We start from the raw sequence: 16,598 nt of genomic DNA, 5'->3' as shown, positions 1-16,598 counted from the left end.
TGTAAACGGATCCCGGATGTCCCACTTAATCGCTGAATTGATTGCACCCCATTCTGGCACTTCGAATGCTATCGGTGCCCCAGGGCGATCTTGGCTGAGCTACCGTGGGCTTCGCGAGCTTTGCGCAAAGGTTAAAATAGATCTCCATCAAATCGGAGTAGGTCGCGGCGACCGGGTGGCAATTGTGTTGCCCAACGGCCCAGAGATGGCGACGGCATTCATTTCCGTCGCCCAAGTTGCTACGACGGCACCTCTGAACCCTGCATATACCTACGAAGAATACCTTTTTTATCTCAGGGATCTGAAGGCCAAGGCCCTTCTTGTAAATGAATACGAAGATGGTCCCGCCGCGCAAGCGGCGAGGGATCTTGGCATCGCAATATTGAGGGCTTCTCACGAAAGCCTCCTTCCAGCGGGGCAGTTTTCTATATTGCCCAGCGACCCAATTGGCGTTGCTGATACAACCAAGCCGGGTGAAGATGATGTCGCCCTAATACTCCACACCTCAGGAACAACGTCGCGCCCTAAGATCGTCCCTCTGACTCAGGCTAATATCTACGCATCCGCACGAAACGTGGCGTCGTCTTTGAAACTGACAATCGACGACCGTTGTTTGAGCATTATGCCGCTGTTTCATATCCATGGGCTGATCGCGGCTGTCGCCGCTTCTTTAAGCGCTGGATCTCAAATTAGCTGCGCCCAAGGTTTCAACGCTCTCAGCTTTTTCTCTCAAGTCGCTGAGGTCGACCCGACATGGTACACGGCAGTTCCGACGATGCACCAAGCTATTCTGACTCGAGCTGCCCGAAACCAAACAATCATTGATCAATCGCGATTGCGCTTTCTTCGGTCTTCCTCTGCTTCATTGCCTGGCCCGGTAATGGAAGAATTGGTGGCGACATTTAAAGCGCCCGTCATCGAAGCCTACGGCATGACTGAGGCCGCACATCAAATGTGTTGCAACCCGCTTCCTCCCCAGCTGCAAAAGCCCGGTTCCGTTGGAATAGCCGCAGGTCCAGAAGTCGGAATTGCAGACGAGACGGAAAATGTATTGATCGCTTCACAGGACGTCGGCGAAATCGTCATAAGTGGTCCGAACGTGACTCCGGGATACGAGAGCAACCCGCAGGCAAATGCCGACAATTTCTTTGAAGCGGATGGAAAACTTTGGTTTCGCACCGGGGACCAAGGGTCATTCGACAACGAAAACTATTTACGACTGACCGGGCGTCTCAAAGAGCTTATCAATCGAGGTGGGGAAAAAATTAGCCCGCTCGAAGTTGACGCCGTGCTACTGAGCCACCCGGACGTTGCTCAGGCGGTTTGTTTTGCCGTTCCCCATGGCAAACTGGGTGAAGACATAGCGGCGGCGGTGGTACTCTCGGAAGGCGCGGCGATCGCAGGTCAGGACGTTCGGGAATTCGTCAGTGATCGGCTCGCCAAATTCAAGGTGCCCACGACCGTTGTTATTCTGGAAGAAATTCCAAAAGGCGCGACAGGTAAAATACAAAGGATCGGGCTGGCCGCTAAACTGGGACTGGCAGAGGCTTAGACACATGAAAGTTTGTATCTTTGGTGCCGGAGCAATCGGAGGTTACGTTGCCGCGAAGCTTGCCCAGTCAGACGTGGACGTCAGTGTAGTCGCGCGTGGCCCTCATCTAGCCGCAATGCAAGAAAAAGGGCTAACTCTTCTTGAGGATGGGCGGGATCCGATAAACGTGTCAGTTCGCGCCTCGGACAATGCAGCCGACCTTGGCCCGCAAGATTATGTTTTCATCACACTAAAAGCACACTCAGTTCCAGCAGTCGTAGACTCAATGCAGCCACTGATTGCGGACGAGACGACAGTAGTGAGTGGAGTGAACGGGGTGCCCTGGTGGTACTTCCATAAACTGGGTGGTCCCTATGAGGGGACGAAGCTAGCGTCTGTGGACCCGGGTAACATGCAATGGAACGGTTTCGGGCCGGATCGAGTGCTCGGATGTGTCGTTTACCCAGCCGCAGAAGTTATTGCCCCGGGATCGATTAAGCATGTCGAAGGCAATCGTTTTTCATTGGGCGAGCCAGATGGCACTAAGTCAGACCGTGCTGCCAAGCTTTCGGTTGCGTTGTCTGCCGCTGGGTTGCGTGCGCCCGTAAGACCAAGAATACGGGATGAAATTTGGCTGAAACTGTGGGGTAATTTGTCGTTTAACCCGATTTCTGCACTTACGCATTCAACGCTTGATGTCCTGTGTACCGACCAGGGCACACGCTCTGTGGCACGCGGAATGATGCTTGAGGCGCAAGAAATCGCTGAGAAGCTGGGTGTAAAATTTCCTATTGATGTTGAAAAACGGATTGATGGTGGAGCCTCTGTTGGCGCACACAAGACCTCTATGTGGCAGGACTTGGAGTTGAACCGACCAATGGAAATTGATGCTTTGGTCACTTCAGTGCAGGAACTAGGGCAGCTGACTGGGGTCGCATCGCCCACGATCGATACTGTGGCGTCTCTAATAAAGCTGCGAGCAAAGGTCGCGGGTCTTTATTGATTGCCTTTGCGGACACGCCAGAAGAGATCAACTTGAAGCAAGTAGAGGTATAGGCTTTGTTGCATGGTTTTGATTAGGTCCCGTTTTCGCAGGCATCCTACTAAAGTGAGTTTACGCTTGCGAGTTATATGCGTCACTTCGAAAAACTGACCGCTTAGCTCCACCGCAATCGCTTCAACAGGTCTTCGTTCCCAATAGATGGCACACGAACCTATTGCTGCTGCCCGGATTTAAAATCCACTGACACGTTCGACCAGCCAATATACGGAAATGCATCCAATGGCATAGCCAGTGACCGGTCTGGTAATTCCATCCAGTCTTGATGGATCAAAGCGTGTTATTTGACGCCACAGGTAAATCACCAACGACAAACCCGCTATAAAGGCGAGCTGACCAGCCTCAACCCCAAGGTTAAAGGCAAGAAGCGCAGCCGGAATATCCTGAGTGGGCAAGCCGATTTCAGACAGGGCGCCTGCGAAACCTAGCCCGTGTAGCAGCCCGAAACTAAAGCAGACAATCCAGGGGTATTGCTCGGACAGCCTTATCTGCCCGTCCTTGTGTTTGAGAATTTCCAGCGCCAGGAACAGAATTGACAGGGCGATCACCGCCTCGACTGGGGCGGCTGGGACGCGTAGAAAACCCAGTGTCGCCAGTGCCAAGGTGACTGAGTGAGCGACTGTAAACGCTGTCACCGCTCCAACCAACCGCCATGGATCGCGCACCAGAATGAACAAGGCAAAGACAAACAGAAGGTGGTCCCAGCCTTCCAAAATATGTTCAAATCCAAGCCAGAAATAGCTGACGAACACGGACCATATTGTTGGATCTTCGGGCAGGGTTTGGGTCGGTTCATTAGGTGTAAACCGCAACGTTGCAATCGCCGCGTCCATCGGCTGAACGCGCAAAAGGACGTCGTTATTTTGCCGTTCAAGCCCCTTGATCGTGACGGTGTGGCCTGCAATCTCGGTCTCGCATTCGGTGACCCACGAGGTTACCCAGGCGACTGAGTCAAAGATTGGCTTTGGCCCCTGTAGCGGGCTGCAGACTTCAGGCAGGATCGCGTCGATCCGCATGGGTTGACCGTTTACATCCGGAATGCGCCAAAGCACTTGCCAGGTGCCCGATGCCATTTGTCGAAGGTCCAGATAACCCGGGTCAAGCGCGTGGGCATCGCTGTGCTTTGGGGCGCAGGCCAGCCAGAACGCCATCATCAAGCAAACGAGGACCCTCATTCAACGGGCCCCGGTTTTTCAATCCTGTATTGCGCGGCCAGACTTTCGTATTGCGCCTGCGCCAGTTCCTCGGCGGTGTCCCTGCGCCACGCTATCAAAACCGCATCACGAATGTCCGAAAGAGGCGGGAGATACTCGGGTTGTGTATCGGTAACCCGGACCAGATGCACCCCGTATCCCGATGCGACCGGGCCTGTCCAAATGCCGGTTTCCAGAGGGTCAAGCGCAGCCGAAAATCCCGGGCCAAATGTGGCGTCCACAGCGGTTGGTGCTGACGGTGGCATAGATTTCGGCATCAGGGATTGAACACCGGTCTCTAACCAATCCGCGCCTGCCTTTAGCGATGCAAGAGCAGTTTGAACTTCCTCTGATCCCGGCTGATCACCGAGGTATACCTGATCGAATGCCATCTGAGCAGGTTTTGTGAAACGCGCCGGATTCGCCGCCACGTAAGCCTCAAGAACTGAATCTTCAGGGTCTACCGAGGCGGCAATCGCATCCGACAGGAAGTCCATCTTTTGTGCTAACCTTGCCCGGATCACCTGATCCCCGCGATCCAGTCCCAGTTTGCGGGCTTCTCGCACCATTACTTCTTCGCGCACCAAGGCGTCGATCAGGGCCTGCAGCTCGTCGTTCTGAGGCGGTCGCTTCCACGTGGTTTCAAAGCGTGTGACTAAAAGTGCGATGTCACCATCGTCAATTACGATTGCCTCGCCCAGCTCAACGCTTTCGTCCTTTGGGCCAACTATGGCAAACCATCCAAAGATGGCGGCTCCAATCAAAATGAAGTGGAACAGGGGTTCTTTCAAAATACGCATATACAGTTCCGAAGACACGTCTGGACCCGCCTCAATCGTAGAGGCGAGTCCCTTGAAAAGTCAAACACGGTGGCGGCACATTTATCTTATATTCCAACACTGTGCCGGGTTTTCGAAGGTAGAAACCCCCGCCCGGGCGGGTTTTGGGCAAAGGGCCGTTATTCGCCGGGAGTATACCAGATCGGCGAGGAATAGGCGCGTTCCTGATGGATCAACTGTGTGTTTTCGGGCAGATCAGTGCCAAACCGCAGCTTGTCGTACAACACCCAGCGGGGGGTCGGGATTTCAAGAACCCTAACATAGTAAAAGGCCCGTTCATTCGGATCGAAATCCGGGTCGGACCAAACTGTGATCAACTCAGACGCGCCGATTGTGTTGCTCCAGCTTGCGGTTTCCACATCCACGGTATTGCCGACCTCGGGCAGGTTGCCGTCCGCATCCGGTGTCCGGTCATCGGACCAGGCGACGTTATAGACCTTTTCCTGCAACGCTCCGTCGGCATCCAACCAGCCTTTGACAACCTGTACCCGATCCAGATTTGCACCGATCGGGTCGCGCAGGGCGCCGATCAGAAAATTCGGTGCGCCATCTCCTTCGCGCGGGCGCAGGTCGCCACCCATCGGGACGCCTTTTGTGTAACCGACATCCGCAAGAAAGCGCGTCTCAAGATCCCCCTCATCAAAGGCCCATCCGCCAAAGACACGCAGACCGATCCGGGGGCCGGTGGTCGCATAGGTTTCGCGGCGCTTGAACGCGTCGAAGATAGCCGAGCGTGTGTTCTCGGTAGCCCAAACGGCCGTGTAGCCTGAGGCAACAAGCAAATCCCCTGGTATCTCGCCAAGGTCATTGGCAATAAAAGGATGCTGTATCCGCGTAGCTGAGGGTTCCACACTGACGGATTTGCCAAAGAAGTTGTCTTCTTCAGCAGTTGCCAGCGAGGTATGGCTGTCGGTCGCGCCGCCCATCCCGAATTTATAGGGATTCACGCCGAACTTTTCTTCAAGCATCAGGCCGCGTTTGAGGGCTTCGCGCGCATACTCACCGGCTAGCATGTCCTCAGTTTTCAGCTCGGTGATATCGAGGTTGCCAACGTCCCAGTTCTCATAGTCGGCAAAAGGGTCATCCGGGCTGAGGTATGGGTGTGCTTCGCCATCCCCCTTTATTTGCGTGACTTCGTAATGCGGTTCCCACCTGGCTCGGTTCTGGACGTATTCTTCGTCAACCTTGCCACCGTGATACGTGTCTTCGGTGGGGAACATCCACCCGTTTGACAGGTTGCCATTATGGGCAAAAGCCACCGCTCGGCCACCGGTCTCGGCTTCGTATTCTTCCAGCCACGTATAAAGAGCCTTGGGGTTGGTATTGCCGTAGGGCGGTTGTGTCACCGGCGGGACAACCTGCAGTGCGCGGATCGGTCCGTCGCGCAGCATGACGTTTCGGTGCAGATTGAAACCCTTGGGCACCGAGGTCCATTCGAATCCGATAAACGCTGTGAATTTACCGGGATCGTTGTGCCGTTCCGCGGCCAGGACGATATGTTCCCAGGTGAACGCAAAGGCGTCGGCCCCCGGACTATACGATTCCAGCAGAATTTCGGGCAGCGTCATCTGAGAGAAGTTTGTGATGATATCAAAGGCTGTTTTCCCGGCTTCTTCGCCACCGGCCTTATAACCTTCGTACCATTCCAACCCCTTCGGGTCCGAAATCACGCCCGGTTTACCCGCCTGCAAATCGGGGGCAAAGCCCATCAGGTCTGTATGATCGGTCAGAACCATCCAATCTAGCGGTCTGGCCAGCCTGACCGGTTGCCCGGTCGAGGAAATCACCTGCTCGCCTTTAGCAAATCGCCACGCGTCGTCCGGCAGCAGCGTGTTGCCGAATGCGCCCGCATCCAGCGACAGCCCCGTATGCAAATGGGTGTCGCCCCAAAGGGGGCGCTCGGGGAAGGTGCGGTTGGCATAGGGTGAGAAGGGGCGCTCGGCAAAGGTTCCCTCGGCGGCTTCCTTGGAAGGAACCGCATCGGCAAAGGCACTTGTCGGAACCGAGGCCAAAGTAAGTAGGCATACAGACAGTCGAAGCATGTGAACCTCCCCATTCACAGACACAATGTTTCCAAGTTTAAAAAAACATACATAAATATTCAGTTGTTATGATATTACTTTGTTTCGTTCTTATATGATTGGCTTTGTGCGCCTTTCACCGAGAGACCCGTAGATCAGCCTGAGCGCAGGATATCGACCAACTGCCTGGCTGAACCTGAGAGCGTATCTTCGTCAAACGCCGCGTATCCCAATAGAAGGCCTTGCATTTTTTTCGGCAAAACGCATTGGTTCGATAGTGCACTGATCCGTAGCCCATTTTCCTCGGCCCGGCGGCTGATTTCAACGTCGGACATCCGGCTTGCAAGGGTCGTTTGTAGTGCAACGCAAAGATGCATACCCGACGAGTCGGGTTGCAGGTTCAGCAAATCAGATACAGGGGCGAGCGCATTAAGAAGATGGTTCTGACGTCGCGCGTAAACGCGCCGCATGCGCCGTAGATGCATTGCAAATTCGCCGCTGTTCATAAATGTCGCCAAGGCGGGTTGTGGGATCAGCGAAGCGCGCGCGCCCACACGGTCCAGATAGGCCTGTGTGCTGTTTAAAAAACGCTTCGGCACGACCATATACCCGATCCTCAGCGCTGGGCTTACGAGTTTTGAAAAACTGCCAAGGTAGATTGTGTTGTTCAGGCCATCCAACCCCGACAGCGATGGTAAAGGTTGCCCCCGATAGCGGAATTCGCTGTCATAGTCGTCCTCGATCACCACCGCGCCGGTCTGTCTGGCCCAATCCAGCAAAGCGACCCGGCGGGGCAGGGGCAGGCTGACCCCGGTTGGATAGTGCCGCGAGGGCGTGACGATTGTGGCATTGGCCCCATTCGGCAAGCGCGCCGCATCCAGACCGTCCTGATCGATACGCACTGGGCGCGCACTATTGCCGGTGTCCGTCAGGATCGTGTGCAGTTTCGGCCAGCAGGGGTCTTCGATCGCGACCTGTTTACCTGCGCCAAGCAGCCCTTGAAAAATTACCTCGAATGCCTCGCGCGCACCCGAGGTGATTACAACCTGCCCCGGATCACAGGGCAGGTGCCGCCACGCGGCAAGGTGGTCCGAGATGGCCGCGCGCAGGGGGTGCCAGCCAAACGGATCCTGTCGCGCCAAAAGCTCGGGCGCAGGGTCGCGCCAGGCACGCTCTAGATGGCGGGCCCATTGTCTGTGCGGCAGCAAGGCTTGATCCGGCAGACCGGTTTGAAAGGGTCGCCACTTCTGGATCGTTGGACCAGCCGGGTGGGGGACGGGCTGCGGCTGTGACAGGTGGGTGATCTCGTTGGCCACATAGGTGCCGCTGCCTTGCCGCGTGACCAGATACCCTTCGCTGATCATCTGGTCATAGACCGCTTGAACCGTTGTTCTGGAGATCGACAACTCAGACGCCAAGGTGCGACTGGCTGGCAACCGTACCCCGACAAGGTAAGGGGACGTCGAAATGATGCTGCGCAACGCCTCAAGCAGTTGCGTTTGAAGCGACATCTTTAGCGATGAATCCAACGAGATCGCAAAGAGGTCGCGGTTCAAATTGGCCTTAGAAAAAGTTTTAGAATTGGACATTTGAAAATATCCAATATCCGGGCACTACGGGTATAGCAAGAACAAACCCGAGCTAAGAAAATGAATGAGACTCTGAACATCACCGACAGATCCCGCCTGCGCCGGTCGCACGAGCGGGGTCATTTTGATCGCACCACCATCAACAACATTCTGGATGCGCAACCCATGTGCAGCGTGGGTTATGTGATTGACGGCAAGCCCTTTGTCACTCCGACGTTGCAATGGCGAGAGGGCAATCGCATCTATTGGCATGGCTCTTCCGCCAGCCGCGCGTTGCGCAATTCACGTGACGCGCAAGTTTGTTTGTCGGTCGCGATCCTCGATGGATTTGTCCTAGCCCGCTCCGGAATGCATCACTCGGTCAACTCGCGGTCGGTCACGTTGTTTGGCACGGCAGTCAAGGTCGAAGACCCTGCGGAAAAGCTCGACAAGCTGGCTCGGTTCGTGAACGGCTTGTTCCCCGGACGCTATGAAAGCTTGCGGCCCGATCACGTGCAGGATCTGAAGGCGACCATGGTGTTGGGGATGGACATCTCGGAAGGCAGCGCCAAGGTCCGCATCGGCGGACCCAATGACGAGGAAGAGGATTATAACCTGCCCATCTGGGCCGGAGTTATTCCCGTCCATACTTCGGTTGGCGATCCGATTCCTGACCCCCGAAACATCGACGGCGTGTCGGTGCCCGAACATGTGCAAACCTTTCGACTGTAGGGCGGGGCGATGACGGACCTCTCGGTAAATCTGAACGTTGCTGCCCTTCTGCGCAATCGGCGTGAACACCCCTGGCCGAATATTCTGGATTTGGCCCGGATTGCCTTGAATGCGGGCGCGGCGGGGGTGACGGTGCACCCTCGACCGGACCAGCGCCACACCCGCCCCGATGATGTGCGGGGTCTGCGCGCCTTGCTTGACGCAGAATTCCCTGACCGGGAGCTGAACGTCGAAGGATACCCGGATGCACGGTTTCTGTCGCTGGTGCAGCAGGTGCGCGCGGATCAGGTCACGTTGGTGCCGGATGCGCCGGGGCAGGCGACAAGTGACCACGGCTGGGATTTTCAGGCGCAGGGCGCGATGCTGGCGGTTGTCGTTGCCGACCTCAAGGCGAACGGTCACCGCGTGTCCTTGTTCAGCGATCCAGAGGCAGCACACATGACCTTCGCAGCCAAGACTGGGACAGATCGGGTCGAGCTTTACACCGGTCCGTTTGGTGGGTCTTATGATGACCCCGACGCCGAGGCGCAGGAGCTAGACCGTCTGGCCGCCACCGCGACAGCGGCTGCGGCGGAGGGACTCAAGGTCAATGCGGGGCATGATCTGACGGTCAGTGGCACACGCAAACTGATCGCGCATGTTCCTGCCATTGCCGAGGTGTCCATCGGCCACGCCTTGTTCTGCGATGCCCTGACCTTTGGAATGACCGAAACCGTTCGCCGGTATCTTGGCTCTTGTTCCATCCGTCAATCCGACGCTCAAAAAGTGGAAATTGTCTGATAAACCCAAGTGCGGCTGTGCCTGATCTCTGGCGTGACATTTTCACTGCAATTTGCGTGAGCCTTTGCGTCAATTCGTCTGCAGATACTGGCGAGGCTGATTGTGCTGTAGTACAGCTTTGCGGGTATGGGGGAAATTGCGGATAAACCTAAGCGAGAGCAAGTGGATAGCGAGCAACGGCGCCAGGTCTCGGTGCTGTTTGCCGATATGGTCGGCTATACCGCGATTGTCGCAGCGCTTGGGGAAGAACAGGCGCTGGCCTTTGTTCGGCTGACCTACGACACGCTGGTCCAGGCGGTCGAAGCTCATGGTGGCACGGTGCGTGATTTTGCAGGTGACAGCATCATGGCGCTGTTTGGCATCCCCGACGCGGCCGAAGATACGGCGCTGCGGGCCTGCCGGGCAGCCATGGCCATCCATGCGGCTTTTGAAGCATCCGCAGAGGATATTGAGACGCGTTTTGGTGTGCGCCCGAAAGTGCGCGTGGGGATCAGTTCTGGCACGGTTCTGATGGCAACAGTTCAAGGCGAAAGCGGCCCGACTACTGCCGTGGGCAGCACGGTTAACCTGGCCGCGCGGCTTGAAAACCTTGCCCCGTCCGGCGGCACCCTGATCTGCGACACCACGCGGGGCTTGGTCGAGTGGGTGACTGAACTCGGATTTTTCGGCGAACAACAGATCAAAGGCCTGTCCGCACCGCAAACACTGTGGCGGCTGCAGGCTGTTCACCCCGACGCAACCCGGTTCGACGCATCTATGGCACAGGGGTTAAGCAGCTATGTGGGTCGGACAGAAGAACTAAGCACGATATCGGCAGCGTTGGAACAGGCAAAATCCACCCGTTCCGTGATTGATTTGGTTGCCGAGCCAGGGCTGGGCAAAACGAGGCTTGTGTTCGAGTTTCTTCACCGGTTGCCTGCTGGTGAGGTCTCAGTTCTGACAGGGAACTGCTTTAACGACGGCCAGCAGGTTCCGTTTCTACCATTCTTGGAAATCATACGAAGCTCATTTCTCATCACCGATGTAGACAACTCGCTGAGGGTTCGGGCCAAGCTTGAGGCAGGGCTGAAGAAATCCGGACTGTTAACGCAGCAGAACCTTGGGCTGATGATGAACCTGTTGGGGCTTGCTCCGCCTGAGGGGGCTTTGGACGGGCTCGACGGTGTTCTGATCGGCTTGCGTGTTCGTGAGCTGCTGACGGATCTGCTGCAACAGAAATGTGCGCGGGATAGGGTCATTCTGCTGATCGAAGACGGCCATTGGATTGATAGTGCGTCGAAAGACCTGCTGGCGAATGTGATCGACACCACGGGCCTGTCGAATTTGTTGATTATCCAGACACGGCGGCCCGAATACATACCGGATTGGCAAGGAAAGACCGGGGTGACAACCTTGGCGTTGCGTCCGCTGAGGGTCGAAGACCTTGCCACCCTAGCGCAGCACCGCCTTGGGGTTGATGTTCTGCCCGACGGTCTGGCACAGTGGCTGACTGACCGTGCCGGAGGTAACCCGTTGTTTGGCGAGGAAATCCTGAGCTTTCTGCTGGATCAGGGAGTTTTGCGCGTCGAGGGTGGTCGCGCCCATATCGATGCGGATATCGGCGAAAGTGGATTGCCTGTTACAATGCGCAGTTTGCTGACGGCCAGGATAGAACGTTTGGCCCCCGAAGATCGCGCCTTGCTGCAGGCCGCAGCAGTGATTGGCCGCCGCTTTGACCCCGGTCTCTTGTCCCAGATCACCGAAACAACCGGTGCTGCCCTGCAGCGGCTTCAGACGCAGGACGTGCTGTACCGCGAGCCAAACTCGTCCGATTACATCTTCAAACATGTGCTGCTGCGGGATGCGGTTTATCAGAGTCTGGTCCTGACGCGCCGGTCCGACCTGCACCGTGCTATCGCCGAGGCATTGGTGGTGCGTAATGCCAACCGTTTGCACGAGGCGGCCGAGGTGCTTGCCTTCCACTTTGGGCAGACGGATCGGGCAGATCAGGCGTTTCGCTACAGCGCGATGGCTGGTGACAAATGTCTGGGTGTCTATTCCCTGGACGAGGCCAATCGGTATTTTGTGGCCGCGCTTGATCTGTACCAAAGCGACCCAAGTTGCGCCACGGACGCGGAATTCGCCGGGTTCATGGCTAGTTTCGCGCTGTGCTCCAACATCTCGCTGCGGGTCAATAAGATCATCGAACTGGCCGGTACCGTGCGTCCGATTCTGCAAAAGGCCGGAGACAGTCAGGATCACGCCTTGTTCCTGCACCACTATGTCTCTTGTCTGGTCTGCAACGGTAAGTATCACGAAGCGCATTGGGTTCAGCAGGAGCTGACTGACATGGCCCGCCGACTGAAAGACCCGGCGTCCAAAGCCTATGCAATGGTGAATGAGTTGTCGGTCTCGATCTACCACGCGCCGATCGACAATGATCGTTTCGAGGCGCGAAAACGTGATGTCGAGGCCGTGCTGGAACAAATCGACGACGCCTATATCCACAATTTCTATCTGGCCACTGTTGGCTGGAATGAGCTCACCAGGGGGCGGGTGGCACTGGCGCATGCCGCGTCGGATCGTATGATCGCGCTGGGTACATCCAACAATGATCCACGCGCGCTGGGCTATGGAACGGCAATGAAGGCGCTGATCGCGATGGTCACCGATGATCACGAACTGGCGCTCGAGATGGCCGAGAAGGCGCGCAAGGCGTCAAAGGTCGAGTTTGAGCTAGCCATCGCCGAGGCTGCCAGAGTTGGGGCCATGGTGCCAATGGAAAAGCCGGGGGCGACCGAGGTGGTTCAGAACCACATCAAGGCTTGTGACGAAAAGGGGTGGACCCTATTTACCTTTGGCCCCGCGACTATGCTGGGGGTTGCTTTTGCGCTGAATGGTAAGATCACGGCTGGGTTGCGGCAGATCGAATGGGCCATCCAGAAACGCACGGACGAGGGCACACAGATATCTGCCGACTGGGCCCGCCTGTTTCTGTGCGAGATGTATCTTGCCATTCTAACCGGTGAGGGCGGGGGCTCATTGGGCGTCCTGTTTCGAAATTTCCGTTCGATATTCTGGGTTATGTTATTTGGGAAAAAGCGCCTGATCGCTATGATCGAACAAGTACGCAAGAACCCTCAGTTCGACCCAAAGGGTCACTATATTGCGCGCTGCGACATGATTATGGGGTTGCTGTACAAGGCTAAGAAAAAGAAGACGCAGGCCATCGAACACCTGAGCAGGGCCCGTGTCATCGTCGAATCTGCTGGGCGTTCTCCGATGCTGACCCGCATCGACGCGGCACTGGCAGAGTTGGCATAGCTTGGACCTCAGGCTGATGGTTTTCTGGCCTGCCCCCGGTGGCTGAAGATCAATTGATTGGACTGGTAGTCCGACCGGAAATCTGCCGCCCTGCCGGATAGCGCATAGTAGAACCTCATCAAACCGGGCTCGATATGGTGGGCCTGTGCGACGCAATCCTCGCATATCTCTTCGACGTGATCTTGCGGTTGACGGTCCCGAATGGCAGCGACCAGCCTTTGGTGTGTTGATTCCAGTTTCTGAAAGGCGGGCGTTTCCAGCACGTCCTGATTACCCACCAGTACGAAGACGGGCTCTAGGTCGGTTCTACCCTTAAGATCGACATACCCAGCCTCAAGCATTGCCATCTCGTGCCGGGTTTTCTCATAAACCGAACTGGACACCACAATGTCGTAGTCGACATGGCGGCAGCTTTGTTCGATCCGTGCCGCAACATTCACCACATCCCCGATCACTGTATAGTTGAACCGGCGCTTTGAGCCGATATTGCCAACGCAGGCCCGGCCGGTGGCGCAACCTGTTGCCAGCGCAATCGGTGGTCGGCCCTTCATGACATCCGAGGCGTTGAATTCAACCAGTGCCTGCCGCATCAACAGCGCCGCATTTGCAGCGCGGCATGGGTGGTTTTCGACCGGCAGGGGCGCGTTCCAAAAGGCCATCACCGCATCGCCGATGAATTTGTCGATGGTACCCCGTTCCTGTAATATCTGGTCGCCAATCTGAGAAAACAATTGGTTCAGCAAAGTGACAAGATCGGTGGCCGAGACTGACTCGGACAAAGGCGTAAAGCCACGAATATCCGAGAACATGACAGTGATTTCCTGCGTCTCGCCGCCCAATTGAAGCCGATGCCCGGATCCCTCCATTTCGTCCAGTATCTCGGGCGCGACATAGTGGGAGAAGATCTGCCGGATCACACGTTTCTCGCGTTCGGTCGAGATAAAGAGATAGCCCGCCAGCAGGCCAAAATTAGCCATCCCCCCCATCAGAGGGAAGGTGACATCGAACAGGATTAACTGGTTCTGAAAGGCCATCCAACTGATGCCAAGCACAACCGCCGCCGACACGCCGCCCGCAACGAATGAGGCGACCGCACCAAATCGCGCCATGACAGCTGTAACCACGACTCCAAGAATGACAAAGGACAGCAGCTCTAGGGCTGCTGTCACGTCCGACCGGCTTAGCATTTCACCGGTCAGGACCTGTTCTAGAATCTGTGCATGGATCGACACGCCGGGAATGGATTCGCCTAGGGGAGTCTGGTGCATGTCGAACAATCCGGCAGCCGATGTGCCGACCAGAATGATCCGGCCTTCGATTTCGGCGCGCAGATCAGGATTGTCCTGTGGCTGCATGACCTCGTCGGCTGATAGATACAGATCCGGATTGTCACGCCGGTACCTGACCCAGACCTCGCCATTTTCGGTGGTCGGCAGGCGAAACTGGCCGACCTCGACCGCCAGCATGATGCCGGCCTCGTCCGGCATGCCTTCGGCAATGATGATGGGCTCGTCCAAGGCAACGCGCAGCGCCTCTGTCGCCAGACCCGGCAGCGCACCGTCTGGCCCGCCCCACAGGACGGGTACACGACGCACGATGCCCATACCGCCAAGGGGCGAGACATTGACCCCTCCGATCCCAGCTGCCGCTCGGTCCAACGGTGGGGCAGGAGGGGTCCAATGTGGCACGTTGACTAGCCCCGAGGTCGGCGATTCACCTATTTCGATGATACCGGCCAAAGGCGTGACGTGCCTGCCGTCGCTGGATACCCGGGCAGCAGCGCCCAGTACGACTGGCCAATTGGCGATTTCCATTCCAAACAGAACGTCATGGTCCAGCTTCTCGGCGTGACGCTCGACCGACAGAACCCCTGAGAGGGAGGGTTCTTGTAGAAGCCGTGCGGGTGAGAACCTGTCGGGTTCAACAAACAGCATGTCAAAGGCGATTGTGGCGGCGCCGTATTCGCCCAGGTTCTTGACCATCTGCGCGAGCAGAGTCCGTGGCCAGGGCCATTGACCCCAGTTCGCCAACGATTGTTCGTCGATATCCACCACGCGGACCGGCAAATCCGGGTTGTATTCGCGCGGTGAGATGCGTTGCAAAATGTCAAAATAGATCAGCCGCGTCATCCGCACCGGATATGGATCGAGAGCTCGGATGAAGCACCCGAACAGGATCAGGCCCAGTCCGACTAGCTGAAAGGCCCGCCGTCGCCCTGTTCGTTCCTTGGGCTTTCCGATCACGTTTGCCTCCGAGTGTCGTGGTCAGCCCGGATGGGCCTACGCCTGAAGAGCGCACGTCGCCACGACATCAACCGAACTGATGTCATGTAGCGGGGCGTCAGTGACCTCAACCTCCGCTATTGCCGCCGTTACCGCCAGTGGTGCCACTGCCGGCTCCGCCGCCAAATCCCCCTGTTCCGCCACCACCGATCGTGCCGCCGCTGCCCGGCCCGCCGCTGCCTGAGCCGCCCCCGATCGAACCGCCACTGCCATCACCGCTGCCGCTGCCGTTTCCGATATTGCCGCCGCTACCGTTGCCGTTGCCGGTGCTACCACCCACGCTACCACCATTGCCGCTGCCAACGTTGCCGCTGTTGTTACCCGGCGGCGACGAAGATTTGGTTTCACGTTCAGCCGCAGAGCTTTGAACCTCACCCTGTTCAGCCCTGTCCGGTGCGGATGCGCGCGTCTCTGACCTTTGCGGTAAAGGGGTCAGGGCATCTTTCCCGCAACCCGTCACATTCGCTTGCAAAGGAAGCAGCAGTTGTTCCTGCGACTGGACAAAGGGAAATCCGTCTTGCACTGCCTGTTCATAACTTTCCTCATTGGCTGGGCGCCCGATTTTTCCACTCTGTGTGGTCGCAAGAAGGCTGCATCTGCGCCCGCTCTCTTGGCAATTACCGCTCTGACCGCAAATCTCTACCCGGCCTTGCAGTACAAGCATGGCGCTTTGCGTACCAGGAACGACCCATAGATCGAAGGTCGTGCCGCGTACGGCCATGGTCGCAGTGGATGTCTGGATCGAGTAGGCCCGTTTTTTGCTTTTACCCGAGATAAAGCGAAAACTGCCGCCCAGGGCCTGAACCGCAAAGTTTTTGGCTTTTTTGTTACCGCGCAGCATTGTCACATCTAGCGTCATACGGGCATTCGGGCCAATCGCGATCTTGGTTTCGTCAAGGAAAATTAGCTGAACAAGGCCGCTGCCATCCGTGGATATGGAATCACCGGATGCAACATCCATTCCTGCGCGCAATGGCTGCGATTTTCCCGCGCGCGTTATGTTGGCGCCTTGCTCGACGCCGATGACTTTTCCTATATTGGCCAAGGCCTGTGACGGCAGAAGCAAAACACAACAAGCAACGAGTAACAATTTCAACCAAGCCAAACCTAACGTCCTTCCCCCACAGATAGGTGCTGAGCGCGTCGCGCCCACCGCTCGGTTTGTGCCTCAATGAATTCATATTATTGAATTGTACATTAATAAATCCATACAAATATGCCTTATAGTCTGCATATCTGGCAAGTTTTCTGTTCGGAGCTCTCCAGCGCGGACTGGTTGAAGGAAATCT

The 16,598-nt window shown here is 56.6% G+C and carries 11 protein-coding genes; 5 read left to right on the top strand and 6 right to left on the bottom strand.

Going from position 1 to position 16,598, the window contains the following annotated elements; all coding sequences use genetic code 11:
* The first annotated feature begins 16 nt into the window (after positions 1 to 16).
* Both ACR0DT_RS13590 and ACR0DT_RS13585 read left to right on the top strand, forming a co-directional pair.
* On the top strand, positions 17 to 1,552 hold the full coding sequence (locus tag ACR0DT_RS13590) for an acyl--CoA ligase (protein ID WP_480711257.1): 1,536 nt from the start codon (positions 17 to 19) through the stop codon (positions 1,550 to 1,552).
* A 4-nt stretch (positions 1,553 to 1,556) separates the two neighbouring features.
* Positions 1,557 to 2,534: a 2-dehydropantoate 2-reductase gene (locus ACR0DT_RS13585; RefSeq protein ID WP_480711256.1), complete on the top strand. Its 978-nt coding sequence runs from the start codon at positions 1,557 to 1,559 to the stop codon at positions 2,532 to 2,534.
* Between the two features lie 230 nt (positions 2,535 to 2,764).
* Here ACR0DT_RS13585 and ACR0DT_RS13580 read toward each other — a convergent pair whose 3' ends face one another.
* The 4 genes from ACR0DT_RS13580 to pdxR form a co-directional block, all read right to left on the bottom strand.
* Entirely contained in the window at positions 2,765 to 3,766 is a 1,002-nt protein-coding gene (locus ACR0DT_RS13580; RefSeq protein ID WP_480711255.1) for a HupE/UreJ family protein, read from the bottom strand.
* Positions 3,763 to 4,584, bottom strand: coding sequence for a peptidyl-prolyl cis-trans isomerase (locus ACR0DT_RS13575; RefSeq protein WP_480711254.1), 822 nt, complete (start codon positions 4,582 to 4,584; stop codon positions 3,763 to 3,765). The genes ACR0DT_RS13580 and ACR0DT_RS13575 overlap by 4 nt, the downstream gene beginning before the upstream one ends.
* A gap of 158 nt (positions 4,585 to 4,742) precedes the next feature.
* Positions 4,743 to 6,665: a DUF3604 domain-containing protein gene (locus ACR0DT_RS13570; protein WP_480711253.1), complete on the bottom strand. Its 1,923-nt coding sequence runs from the start codon at positions 6,663 to 6,665 to the stop codon at positions 4,743 to 4,745.
* A 134-nt stretch (positions 6,666 to 6,799) separates the two neighbouring features.
* Positions 6,800 to 8,233, bottom strand: coding sequence for a MocR-like pyridoxine biosynthesis transcription factor PdxR (gene pdxR / locus ACR0DT_RS13565; RefSeq protein ID WP_480711252.1), 1,434 nt, complete (start codon positions 8,231 to 8,233; stop codon positions 6,800 to 6,802).
* Between the two features lie 60 nt (positions 8,234 to 8,293).
* On the opposite strand from pdxR, the gene ACR0DT_RS13560 reads away from it, so the two are divergent.
* The 3 genes from ACR0DT_RS13560 (at position 8,294) to ACR0DT_RS13550 (ending at position 13,027) form a co-directional block, all read left to right on the top strand.
* On the top strand, positions 8,294 to 8,944 hold the full coding sequence (locus tag ACR0DT_RS13560) for a pyridoxamine 5'-phosphate oxidase family protein (RefSeq protein ID WP_480711251.1): 651 nt from the start codon (positions 8,294 to 8,296) through the stop codon (positions 8,942 to 8,944).
* 9 nt (positions 8,945 to 8,953) lie between these two features.
* The gene (locus ACR0DT_RS13555) at positions 8,954 to 9,724 is read left to right on the top strand and encodes a pyridoxine 5'-phosphate synthase (RefSeq protein WP_480711250.1); all 771 of its coding nucleotides are present in this window, start codon (positions 8,954 to 8,956) and stop codon (positions 9,722 to 9,724) included.
* Positions 9,725 to 9,886: 162 nt separating this feature from the next.
* Positions 9,887 to 13,027, top strand: coding sequence for an ATP-binding protein (locus ACR0DT_RS13550; protein WP_480711249.1), 3,141 nt, complete (start codon positions 9,887 to 9,889; stop codon positions 13,025 to 13,027).
* An 8-nt stretch (positions 13,028 to 13,035) separates the two neighbouring features.
* On the opposite strand, the gene ACR0DT_RS13545 is transcribed toward ACR0DT_RS13550, so the two are convergent.
* Positions 13,036 to 15,270 (bottom strand): CHASE2 domain-containing protein, encoded by a 2,235-nt coding sequence (locus ACR0DT_RS13545; RefSeq protein WP_480711248.1) that lies wholly within the window; start codon positions 15,268 to 15,270, stop codon positions 13,036 to 13,038.
* Positions 15,271 to 15,376: 106 nt separating this feature from the next.
* Positions 15,377 to 16,270, bottom strand: coding sequence for a FecR family protein (locus ACR0DT_RS13540; protein WP_480711247.1), 894 nt, complete (start codon positions 16,268 to 16,270; stop codon positions 15,377 to 15,379).
* Positions 16,271 to 16,598 lie beyond the last annotated feature (328 nt).

The organism is Ruegeria sp. BI11, from assembly GCF_056538005.1.
Note: the sequence above shows the minus strand (reverse complement) of the source record. Positions and strands in the feature narration are given on the sequence as shown.